This is a genomic window from Desulfocurvus sp. (assembly GCF_023230885.1).
GTDB lineage: Bacteria > Desulfobacterota > Desulfovibrionia > Desulfovibrionales > Desulfovibrionaceae > Desulfocurvus.
Window position 1 is genome coordinate 1 of sequence record NZ_JALNWM010000120.1, and the last position, 10,140, is coordinate 10,140.

Below are 10,140 nucleotides of genomic sequence, written 5' to 3' on the forward strand. Positions count from 1 at the left end.
CACCAGGGTCCAAAGGATGTTGGCGTTGTCCTGGGTCAGCAGTTCGGGGGCGTCCTGGGCCAGGGCGCACGCGGGTGACGAGGCGGCCACGGCGAGGGCCCCCAGGGCGAAGTACAGCCCGGAGAGCGGCCTTTTCAAAAGGGAGCGGGTGATAAGCATTCCTGGAACCTCCTGGCAACAACGGTTGTGGTGCATCTGGCGCCCAGACGCACCCCCCGATGAGCAAGGAGTGGGCCAAGAATATAATACGTTGTATTTAAAGGGCTTAATGGCCGAGGCTGGAGCGGGCGGTGTTTTGGATGGGAAAAATTAACAAAAAAAGAAACACCTGGAAACCATAAAAAGACAGATTTGTAAAAAACAGCCAACAAAGCGTCCTGTTGAGAGGGCGATTTTTGTCGCTTTAGACAAAAATGCATAAATAGCCCTTGAGGAGCGGCCTGGGGCAGCGGCCCCGGAGCTGGGCCGCCCGGGCGGCCTGGGGCTGCGGGCTGGTTCTGCCGGGGCGTTGGCAGGTCCGGCCCGGGCCGTCGGCGACGCTGCCGGGCCTGCGGGCCCATTCTGCGGGGGGGGCGCAGGCCCGTGGGGCGCGGCGGCCAAGGCCGCGGCCCGCCTTGGGTGGGCTGTTGCCCGCCCGGCGGGCCAGGCTCCCGGCCCTGGGGCTCCCGTGCGGGCGCGCTGTCTCCCGGCGGGGGCGGGCTCCTGGCGGCGGCACCGGGGCTGGCCGGGGTCGCGCAGGTCGTCGGCGGCCCGGCGTCCCGCCGGGCCCGGGGCCGGGCCACAGGGTTGGCCGGGGGGGCATCCCCCGGGCCAACCCGGCAATTGCGTTGGCGCACGCCCGGCCGGACCGCTCAGGGCCGGGCGGAAATCTCCCCCAGCCTCACGGCTGGGCGCGGCAGCCGCCGGAGCGGCAGGGGCCCTTGGGCGCGTGGAACAGCGTGCCGCCGAACTCCAGGGCCGGGGCGTCTTCGTAACCGAAGGCCCCGGCCAGCAGCACGGCGGGGAAGCCGTGGCGGCAGGCGTTGTAGGCGCGGGCGGCCTCGTTGTATGCCAGCCGCGCCAGGGCCACCTGGTGCGCGGCGTCGTCCAGTTCCAGGAACAGGCCTCCCAGGTTGGCCGGGGGAGTCTGGTCCGGTTCGGGCCGGGCCAGGGCCCGCAGGCGGGTCAGCAGGATGTCCAGGCGTTCCTCGGCACGCACCAGCTCGCGCAGGGCCAGGGGCTCGCCGTGCCCTGCGGCCCGCGCGGCTGCGGAGGCCGCCGTCCGGGCGCCGGACAGCTCCGCCAGGGTCTCGTCGGCCTGGGGCCCCTGGGGCAGATGCTGGCGGGCCGCCTCGCCCAGGGTCGCCACGATGTCGTGGCGCCTGCGCAGGGCCGCGTCGGTGCGGGCCAGGGCCTCCAGGCACTGCCTGCGCAGGGCCGCCAGCCGTCCGCGGATCAGGGCCGCGCACAGGCCGATGCCCAGCAGTGCGGCGGCGAAGGCGAAAAGCGCGCTCATGATCCCCCCTTCCCCGGCCTCCGGGGGCGGCCCGGGGCGCGGAGTGCCGCCACTATAGAACAACCTCCGCAGCGCGGCAAGGCGCGCCGCCGGGATGGGTGCCTTCGCCCCGCCTCCGGAGGGGCTCCCGGAAGCGCCCGCCCGGGGCGCCCGCCTGGCTGTTCCCGGCCGGGAGCGGACCCCGCGCCGGGGCCACCCGCCCCCGGGAGCTCCGGGAGCCGGGGCGGCCCCTGGCCGCCCCGGCGTTCCCCCGCGGCCTTGCCGTCCCCTTTGCCCCGCGCGGCTTCCCGGGCAGAAGAAAAGGCCCTCCGGGGAGGGCCTTTGGGGGGTCTGGGGGGCCGGGGCCGGGGCTATTCGGCCTTGGGCGTGTCGTCGCCTCCGGGGGCCGTCCGGTCCGCCGGGGGCGTTTCGGAGCCGGAAGCCTTGGCCCTGGCGCCGGTCTTCTTCTTGGGCTGGGGCGGCGTGCCCTTGAGCAGCAGGGGTTCCTTGACCACCGCGGGCTTGCGGTGCTGGTTCTTCATGCTCAGGCTGTTGACCGGGCAACTGTCCACGCAGACCGAGCAGTAGACGCAGGCGTAGGGGTCGCAGTCCCAGGTGCCGGTGGTGCGGTCCACGGTGATGCACTGGGATGGGCACTTCTTGGCGCACATGCTGCAGAAGATGCACTTGTCCATGTCGTTGACGAGTTCGCCCCGGAAGTTCTCGAAGGGCTCGCGCACGACGAAGGGATAGGCCCGGGTGGCCTTGGGCCTCACGAAGTTCTTGAGGATGTTCTGGGTCATGAACAACATGGCGGCCTCCCTTAGCGTTCCGTGCAGGAGATGCACGGGTCGATGGACAGGACCACGACGGGCACGTCGGCCAGCTCCAGCCCGCCGACCATGGCCAGCAGCGGGGGCACGTTGGCGAAGGTGGGCGTGCGGATGCGGCAGCGGTCGAGGAACTTGGTGCCGTTGGCCTTGATGTAATAGAGCAGCTCGCCGCGCGGCTGTTCCACGCGCACGACGACCTCGCCCTCGGGGTTGCCCTTGACGGGCACGCGGGTGTCGCCCTCGGGCAGCCGCGCGATGGCCTGGCGCACCAGGTCGATGGATTGCAGCACCTCGCGGAAGCGCACGGTGCTGCGGGAGTAGGAGTCGCCCCCGGTTTCCACCACGGGTTCGAAGTCCAGGTCGCTGTAGGCGGAGTAGCCGAGCTGGCGCATGTCCTGGGCGACGCCGGAGCCGCGCAGGGTCGGACCGGCCGCGCCCAGCTCCAGGGCCTGCTCGCGGGTCAGCACGCCCACGCCCACGGTGCGCGCCTTGACGGTGTAGTCTTCGAGCATGGTCTTTTGCAGCGCCTTGACGCCCTGCTCGACCTCGACCAGGCCCTCCAGGATCCAGCGCAGCTGCTCGGGGGACAGGTCGTAGCGGGTGCCGCCCACGACGTTGACGGAAATGATCACGCGGTTGCCCGCCGTGGCCTCCATCATGTCCATGATCTTTTCGCGGACCTTCCAGAACTGCTGGAAGACGCTTTCGAAGCCGAAGGCGTCGGCGAACAGGCCAAGCCAGAGCAGGTGGCTGTGCACGCGGTGCAGCTCGCCCCAGATGACGCGCAGGAAGCGGCCCCGGTCGGGCACTTCGACGCCCATGAGGGTTTCGATGCCCTGGCAGTATGCCTTGGCGTGGATGCACGAGCAGATGCCGCACACGCGCTCCACGATCTGGATCATCTGGTGGTAGTCGCGGATCTGGACGAGCTTTTCCAGGCCCCGGTGGACATAGCCCAGGGCGGGGACGGCTTCCTTGACGATTTCGTCCTCGACCACCAGCTTCAGGTGTACCGGCTCGGGGAGCACCGGGTGCTGGGGGCCGAAGGGAATTATGGTTCTGGCCATGGCGTATCCTTACTGCTTGGTGATCTTGACGTTGGAGACGAGGGGGACTTCGGTGACCTCCGCATCCAGGTACAGGGTGCGGTTGAAGTCCAGGATCAGGCCGTCGAACGAGACGCCGAACTGGTCGCGCAGCTCGTTTTCCACCAGCAGGGCGGCGAAGAGGATGCCGGAGATGCTGGGCACGGGCCGGTCCTTGGGCTGGCGCATGCGCAGATGGACCAGCTCCAGGTCCTTGTCGAAGTGGTAGAGGATGTCCAGGTCGTTTTCGTCGATCTCGGTGCAGGTCATGGTCACCAGGCGGTAGCCCGCGTTCTTCAGCCGCAGGACCTCGCTGGCGACGGTTGCCTGGGTGACCTCGGTGATGTTCTCGATCATGTGCGTTGCTCCCTATGCGCCCTGCTCGGCGGCTTCGACCTTCTCGGCGAACTTCTGCAGCCCCAGGACCACGCCGTCGATGATGGCCTCGGGCTTGGCCGGGCAGCCGGGCACATACACGTCCACGGGGATGACCTTGTCCACGCCGCCGACCACGTTGTAGGCCTCGCGGAACACGCCGCCCGAGGTGCCGCAGGCGCCGATGGCGATGACGGCCTTGGGCTCGGGCATCTGGTCGTAGAGGTTCTTCAGGACCTTCTTGTTGCGGTGGTTCACGGTGCCGGTGACGAGCAGGATGTCGGCGTGCTTGGGGTTGCCGACGTTGACGATGCCGAAGCGCTCCACGTCGTACATGGGGGTCAGGCAGGCCAGCACCTCGATGTCGCAGCCGTTGCAGCTCCCGCAGTCGAAGTGCATGATCCAGGGCGACTTGACGCGCGATTTCTTGATGAATGACTTTATCATGGCGCTATATCTTGGCGTACAGCCAGATGAGGTTCACGACGGAGAGGCCCAGGCCGATGCACCAGACATACTTGAGCATCCAGCGCCAGGTCATGCGGGCCATTGTGTTGTCGATGATTATCTCGGCCATGTAGGTCACGGCCAGGAGCAGGGTCATCATCAGCACGTTGGTGGACCAGAACAGGGCGCACACGCCAAGCACCAGCACGGTCTCGTACCAGTGGGCGATCTCGATGATGCCGAGGTAGGGGCCCGAGTACTCCGTGAGCACGCCCTTGACCAGCTCCTGGTGCCCGTGGTGCGAGGTGGAGAAGTCGAAGGGCGACTTGCGCAGCTTGATGGTCAGGGCGTAGCCCAGCACGATGAACATCAGCGGGAGCTGGAGGAGCAGCGGGGTCTCGTGGGCCAGGATGTCGCTGACCTGGAAGCTGCCCGTGGCCAGGTAGAGGCTGACGAAGACCAGGATCAGCAGGGGCTCGTAGGTCAGCACCTGGATCAGCTCGCGCTGGGCGCCCACCTGGCTGTAGGGCGAGGGCACGCTCATGGCGCCCATGACCAGGAACACCGCGCCGATGGCCTGGACGAAGAAGATGAGCAGCAGGTCGCCCTGCAGGAAGAACAGCACGCACGACAGGGCGGCGGCCACAAGGTAGACCCAGGCGCACAGCACCAGCCAGGGGTTGGAGGCCATGGGCTGCTTGCCGAAGAGCTTGGCCACGTCATAGAAGGCCTGCATGATCGGCGGGCCCTGGCGCGACTGGAACCAGGCCGTGAGCCTGCGGTCGATGCCGGCCAGAAGGCCGCCCGCCAGCGGAGCCAGGACGAGCCCGACGAGGATCAGCAAAATGGTGGTGATCATTACAGGGCACCTCCGATCATGAGCACGATGAGCGCCGCCGCGGCCACGTTGACGAAGGTCGTCAGCCGCTCTTCACCGAACAGCCCGGGCAGGTAGTAGTTGCCCGCCACGGCGCCGACCGGCTGGTTCATGGGGCCGTTCCAGGTTCCGTCGGGGTTCATGTCGATGTTCGCCCCGGACATGTAGGGCGCGCTGTAGGCCGTGGCGCGCGAGCGCCGGGCCGCGCGCAGGGCCAGGAGCAGCCCGGCGCCCAGCACCGCGAAGAGCGGATAGAGGTAGAAGGCTTCGATGGGGCTCGGCATGGCGGGCAGCATGGGGGCGACCACCGCGTCGTACACCTGGGGCGCGGCCACGGACAGCAGCACCGCCCCGGCCACCAGGGCCAGCAGCGGCACGCGGATCAGCGCGGGCAGGCCCTCGGGCGCGGGGCGCCCGCCGCCGGGGGCGGCCAGCAGGGTGCCCGCCCAGCGCGCCCAGTAGACCACGGTCAGCGCGCTGGCCAGGGCCATCATGGTCACCACCACCAGCTGGCCCGAGGCCGACTCGATGGCCAGCCACTTGGCCATGAGCACCCCAAAGGGCGGCAGGAGCATGGTCAGGATGCCGGTGATGGTGATCCAGGCGGTCTGGGGCATGCGCAGGTACAGGCCGCGCATGTCCTCGATGTCGCGCGAGCCGATGCGTTGCTCGATGGTGCCAACGCACAGGAAGAGCAGGGCCTTGGACACGGCGTGGAAGATGATCAGGAAAATGGCCGCCGCCGTGGCCGCGGGGGTGTTGATGCCCGCGCAGGCGATGATCAGCCCCAGGTTGGAGATGGTCGAGTAGGCCAGGATCTTCTTGCCGTTGGACTGGCCGATGGCCAGGGCCGCGCAGGCCAGGAACGTGAAGGCCCCGCACAGGGCCACGCCGTCGGACACGAAGCTGCCCGCGTAGGCCGGGGCCATGCGCAGGACCACATACACGCCCGCCTTGACCATGGTGCTCGAGTGCAGCAGGGCCGAGACCGGGGTCGGCGCGACCATGGCGCCCAGCAGCCAGCTCTGGAAGGGCACCTGGGCGGCCTTGGTGAAGCCCGCGAGGCAGATGAGGCCCATGCCCACCAGCAGCCCGGCGCCCGCGCCGCCCGAGGCCAGGATGACCTGGATGTCCAGGCTGCCGACGCTGGCGTAGGTGAACATCATGCCCAGCACGAAGGCCAGCCCGCCCGCGGAGTTCATCCACAGGGCGCGCACGGCGTTCTTCACGGCGATTTCGGTGCCGTCGTGGCCGATGAGCATGAACGAGCACAGGGTGGTGCTCTCGAAGAAGAAATACAGCCACAGGATGTTGTTGGCCATGACCAGCCCGTTCATGGCGCCCAGGAAGAGCACCAGGAACAGGAAAAAGCGCGGCTGGCGAGATGCCTCAAGGTGCAGGTGCTCCTCGTGCTCCTTCATGTACGGCAGGGCGAACACGCAGATGAGCGAGCCGACGATGGAGATGATCAGCACCATGACCGCCGAGAGCTGGTCCACATGGAACGCGGGCACCTGGGCCGAATGGTCGACCCAGAACAGCTCGAGGATCAGCAGGCCGAGCATCTGCAGGACGCTGAAGATTTTGATGAGCAGGTTGCCGTGTTTGAAACCGTAGAACAGGATCACGCCGAGCAGGGCGAAATCCAGGACCGAGACGATCAGGCCCCAGCCCAGGCCCAGAAAGGGACCCGGGGAGTAGGAAATGGGCCCCGCCGACAGGAGCGCCACCGACGCGGCGGTGAGGATCGCGGCCGTGGCCAGCACGACCAGCGACCGCAGAAAGGCCGCGCGCAACAGGTAGCACGCGAGCCCGGCCGCGAACGGCAGGAGCACAAGAAGTATGATCTGTGTGGACATGGTAACCCCTTCGCAAAGATTGCCGCCAAACAACACACACGGCGCCCCGCAGCGGAGGCGGGGCGCTCCCTCCCAAGGATTCCCGCCCTTGGAGGGAATGGCCTGTGTAGGAAAGAAACCCCATCAGGTCAACATGTTCGGGGCATCTGCCCCGCAAGGGCGCCCGCCGGGCGTCCGGCGCGGCCGCGGCCGCGCCGCGTGTCGGGCCCACGCCGTGGGGCCGCAGGGGCCAGCGATGCATAACATATTGTATTAATGCGGCATAACCGGGGCGCCGCGTGCAGGGAACAGGGGCGTGGGCGGCGCCCGAAGTGCGCAGAAAATAGATACGTTTTTATTTTCAGTATATTCTGTTTGTGTGAACAAACAAGAGCGGTGCGCGAAAAAACAGCGGCGCCGGGGGCTTTTGGCGGTGCCGCGGTAGGAAATCGTTCCGGCAAAGGGCCTGAAAGAAGATGAAAAACCCCGGACGTTGCGCTATGCTGCGCGGCATGGGAAGCCACGACGAACAGGACGGCGCTCCGGGAACGGTGCGCGACAGGCTCATCGGCCTGGGCGCGGGCTCGATCCGGAAAAGCTACTATCCCGAGCTGCGCCAGCGCCTGGAAGAGCTGGACCGCATGCACGGCTACCTGGTCAGCGTGCTCGACGCCATGCCGTCGGCCATCCTGGGCGTGGATGCCACCCTGCGGGTGACCCGGGCCAACCGCGCCGCCGCAGCCCTGGCCGGGCTGTCGCGCGGGGAGCTGGAGGGGCGGCTGCTGGGCGACGCCTTCCCCGCGCTGCGCGCCCCGCTGGCCGGGGCGGCCCTGGCCGTGGCCCAGGGCCGGGCCCTCGAACGCCACGCCGCCGAGGCGGAACCGGAGACTCCCGGGGCCGCCCCCGGGCCGCGCTACTACGACATCATTGTGTCGCCCATCGAGGCCGGGCGCAGCGCCGTGGTCCGCCTGGACGACGTGACCGACCGCGTGCGCCTGGACCGGCTCATCGTGCAGACCGAAAAGATGGTTTCCCTCGGGGGGCTGGCGGCGGGCATGGCCCACGAGATCAACAATCCCCTGGGCGGCATCCTCCAGGGCGCGCAGAACATCCAGCGCCGCCTGGAACCCGACCGGCCCGAGAACAGGCAGGCCGCGCGCGAGGCGGGCTGCACCGTCGAGGCCGTCCGCGACTACGCCCGGCGCCGGGGCATCCTGCGCTTCCTCGACGGCATCCGCGACTCGGGGAGCCGCGCGGCGGCCATCGTGCGCCACATGCTCGATTTCAGCCGGGGCGGCGAAACCCGCCGCGCGCCGTACTCCCTGGCGCGGGTGGTGGACGAGGCCCTGGCCCTGGCCTCCCGCGACTTCGGGCTCGACCGCCAGGCCGGGATCCGCCGCCCGGCCGTGGAGCGCCGCTTCGCCCCGGACGTGCCCGAGGTGCTCATGAGCCGCACCGAGATCGAGCAGGTGGTGTTCAACCTGGTCAAGAACGCCGTGGAGGCCATGAACGAGGCGGGCGTCCCGGAGCCCCGGCTGGTCTTTCGCACCCGCGTCGAGGGCCGTTTCGCCGTCCTGGAGGTGGCCGACAACGGCCCGGGCATGGACGAGGAGACCCGCAGGCGCGTGTTCGACCCGTTCTTCACCACCAAGGAGGTCGGCCAGGGCACCGGCCTCGGGCTTTCGGTCTCCTATTTCATCGTGACCACCAACCACGGCGGCGAGTTCGTCGTGGACTCCCAGCCCGGCCGGGGCAGCCGCTTCATCATCCGCCTGCCCCTGTAGGCCGCCGCCGCGCCCCGCGCCCAGGCAGCGGCGGGCGTGGCGCCGGAAAACCTCCCGGACCCGCCGCGCCCCGCGCCCCGTGTCCTGACCGTCGGCCCGCGTCCGCCTCCCGCCGGAGGCGCCCGGGCCGCCGCCCTTTGCCTCCGCCCAGCCCCGCAGCGCGCAGCCCCGGAGCCGCTCCGGGCCTGCCCCTGGCGCGCAAGCAAAAAAGAGCGCCCGGTGGAACATCCACCGGGCGCGCTGCCCTCGGGCGGGCCCACAGCCTGCCCCGCTGCACCGGGTTCGCAGGGGGCCGCGAGCGGCCCGGCCCAAGGGACTGCGAGGCGTTTTCTTTGCGGAGCGGACCTGCCGGAGTCCACTCCCCCCCTCAACACCTTCGCTGATTTGATATATACGCAGTGCTATTCGCCTTGCCTATGGGGGAAAACCCGTATTTTCCGGCCCCTCCAGGCTGCCGTCCCGGCCCTCCCCGGTGCGGGCCTATGGCTGCGCGGGTGTCCATTCATAGATTTCGCCATCTTGCGGCAAGGGCATGACCAGCACCCCGTCGCGGATGCCATAGGAGCGCACACGCGCAAGGTCGCGCAGGACGCGCTCCCCTTCGGACTGGGGCGGGCAGAGGGCCCGGGTCGAGGCGAGCATGCCGAATTGCAACCCCCCGTCGGGCGTGGCCGTCCAGGTGCCCGTGGCGCGGTTGCAGTCCACCCGCAGGGCCGCGTGGCCGTCCGCCCCGAAAAACACGGTGTACAGCCGCGGGTCGGCCGGGCGCATGGCCTCCCCCGCCCCCCGCGCAGGCAGGATCGCCCGGAGCTCCCAGGATGTTCCCTCCAGCGGCGGAGCGGCCTCGCCCTGCCCGCCCCTGCCCGCGCAGCCGAACAGCACCGCCGCCACCAACACGCACATCAGGTATTTCATCCGCCGCTCCTTGGGGCCGACTTCACCGGGCCCCGGCTTTTGTTCCAATACCCCGAAAGGCCCGGCCCGGCAAACCCCGGGCCGCCCGCCGAACCGGGCGCAACGCGCAAAAGAAAAAGGGGTCACGCTTTTTAGGCGTAACCCCTTGAAATAAGTGGTGCCACGGCACAGAGTCGAACTGCGGACACGGGGATTTTCAGTCCCCTGCTCTACCAACTGAGCTACCGTGGCAACCGGCGAGCAATGGCTATTAGCCAAACTCGCCGAACGATGCAAGGACTTTTTCCCGCATCGGCCGCCGGGGAGGGGCGGTGGCCCGGGGACGGTGCGCGCTCCCGGGGATTCATCGGCCTCCGGCGGCTTAAGGGCTGCCGCCCTTAAGAATCCCATTCGGGGCGGGCGCGCCCGCCCAATGCGGGATTCCCAAGGGGCGTGCCCCTTGGGCCGCCGGAGGCCGGTCCGCCCGGAGGCGCGCGCAGCGTCTCCGGGCTTCCCGCCCGGCGCCGGGCTAG

At 69.1% G+C, this 10,140-nt stretch carries 9 protein-coding genes and 1 tRNA gene; 1 reads left to right on the plus strand and 9 read right to left on the minus strand.

The annotated features are described in order from the left end of the window. Positions 1 to 880 precede the first annotated feature (880 nt). From M0P34_RS09650 to M0P34_RS09680, 7 genes are all read right to left on the minus strand, one after another. A complete protein-coding gene (locus M0P34_RS09650; protein ID WP_291498707.1) occupies positions 881 to 1,495 on the minus strand; it encodes a LemA family protein in 615 nt (204 codons plus the stop codon). Between the two features lie 350 nt (positions 1,496 to 1,845). Beyond that, the gene (locus M0P34_RS09655) at positions 1,846 to 2,286 is read right to left on the minus strand and encodes a 4Fe-4S binding protein (RefSeq protein ID WP_291498708.1); all 441 of its coding nucleotides are present in this window, start codon (positions 2,284 to 2,286) and stop codon (positions 1,846 to 1,848) included. An 11-nt stretch (positions 2,287 to 2,297) separates the two neighbouring features. Further along, entirely contained in the window at positions 2,298 to 3,374 is a 1,077-nt protein-coding gene (locus M0P34_RS09660; protein WP_291498709.1) for a nickel-dependent hydrogenase large subunit, read from the minus strand. A gap of 9 nt (positions 3,375 to 3,383) precedes the next feature. After that, on the minus strand, positions 3,384 to 3,749 hold the full coding sequence (locus M0P34_RS09665; protein ID WP_291498710.1) for an NADH-quinone oxidoreductase subunit C: 366 nt from the start codon (positions 3,747 to 3,749) through the stop codon (positions 3,384 to 3,386). A gap of 12 nt (positions 3,750 to 3,761) precedes the next feature. Beyond that, positions 3,762 to 4,214 carry an NADH-quinone oxidoreductase subunit B family protein gene (locus tag M0P34_RS09670; RefSeq protein ID WP_028587761.1) on the minus strand — a complete coding sequence of 151 codons (453 nt, stop codon included), beginning with the start codon at positions 4,212 to 4,214 and terminating at the stop codon, positions 3,762 to 3,764. A 4-nt stretch (positions 4,215 to 4,218) separates the two neighbouring features. Continuing rightward, positions 4,219 to 5,070, minus strand: coding sequence for a complex I subunit 1 family protein (locus M0P34_RS09675; RefSeq protein WP_291498714.1), 852 nt, complete (start codon positions 5,068 to 5,070; stop codon positions 4,219 to 4,221). Positions 5,071 to 5,072: 2 nt separating this feature from the next. Further along, entirely contained in the window at positions 5,073 to 6,950 is a 1,878-nt protein-coding gene (locus M0P34_RS09680; protein WP_291498711.1) for a proton-conducting transporter membrane subunit, read from the minus strand. Positions 6,951 to 7,441: 491 nt separating this feature from the next. Between M0P34_RS09680 and M0P34_RS09685 the strand changes: the two genes are divergently transcribed. After that, positions 7,442 to 8,713, plus strand: coding sequence for an ATP-binding protein (locus M0P34_RS09685; RefSeq protein ID WP_291498712.1), 1,272 nt, complete (start codon positions 7,442 to 7,444; stop codon positions 8,711 to 8,713). A gap of 480 nt (positions 8,714 to 9,193) precedes the next feature. On the opposite strand, the gene M0P34_RS09690 is transcribed toward M0P34_RS09685, so the two are convergent. Further along, positions 9,194 to 9,628, minus strand: coding sequence for an META domain-containing protein (locus tag M0P34_RS09690; protein WP_291498713.1), 435 nt, complete (start codon positions 9,626 to 9,628; stop codon positions 9,194 to 9,196). Positions 9,629 to 9,783: 155 nt separating this feature from the next. Further along, positions 9,784 to 9,859, minus strand: a tRNA-Phe gene (locus M0P34_RS09695). Positions 9,860 to 10,140: the final 281 nt, after the last annotated feature.

Excerpts from the sequence above, each read along its gene's own strand:
- M0P34_RS09650 (WP_291498707.1), bottom strand. The coding sequence starts at position 1,495 with ATGAGCGCGCTTTTCGCCTTCGCCGCCGCACTGCTGGGCATCGGCCTG.
- M0P34_RS09670 (WP_028587761.1), bottom strand. The coding sequence starts at position 4,214 with ATGATAAAGTCATTCATCAAGAAATCGCGCGTCAAGTCGCCCTGGATC.
- M0P34_RS09660 (WP_291498709.1), bottom strand. The coding sequence starts at position 3,374 with ATGGCCAGAACCATAATTCCCTTCGGCCCCCAGCACCCGGTGCTCCCC.
- M0P34_RS09685 (WP_291498712.1), top strand. The coding sequence starts at position 7,442 with ATGGGAAGCCACGACGAACAGGACGGCGCTCCGGGAACGGTGCGCGAC.
- M0P34_RS09655 (WP_291498708.1), bottom strand. The coding sequence starts at position 2,286 with ATGTTGTTCATGACCCAGAACATCCTCAAGAACTTCGTGAGGCCCAAG.
- M0P34_RS09680 (WP_291498711.1), bottom strand. The coding sequence starts at position 6,950 with ATGTCCACACAGATCATACTTCTTGTGCTCCTGCCGTTCGCGGCCGGG.
- M0P34_RS09665 (WP_291498710.1), bottom strand. The coding sequence starts at position 3,749 with ATGATCGAGAACATCACCGAGGTCACCCAGGCAACCGTCGCCAGCGAG.
- M0P34_RS09690 (WP_291498713.1), bottom strand. The coding sequence starts at position 9,628 with ATGAAATACCTGATGTGCGTGTTGGTGGCGGCGGTGCTGTTCGGCTGC.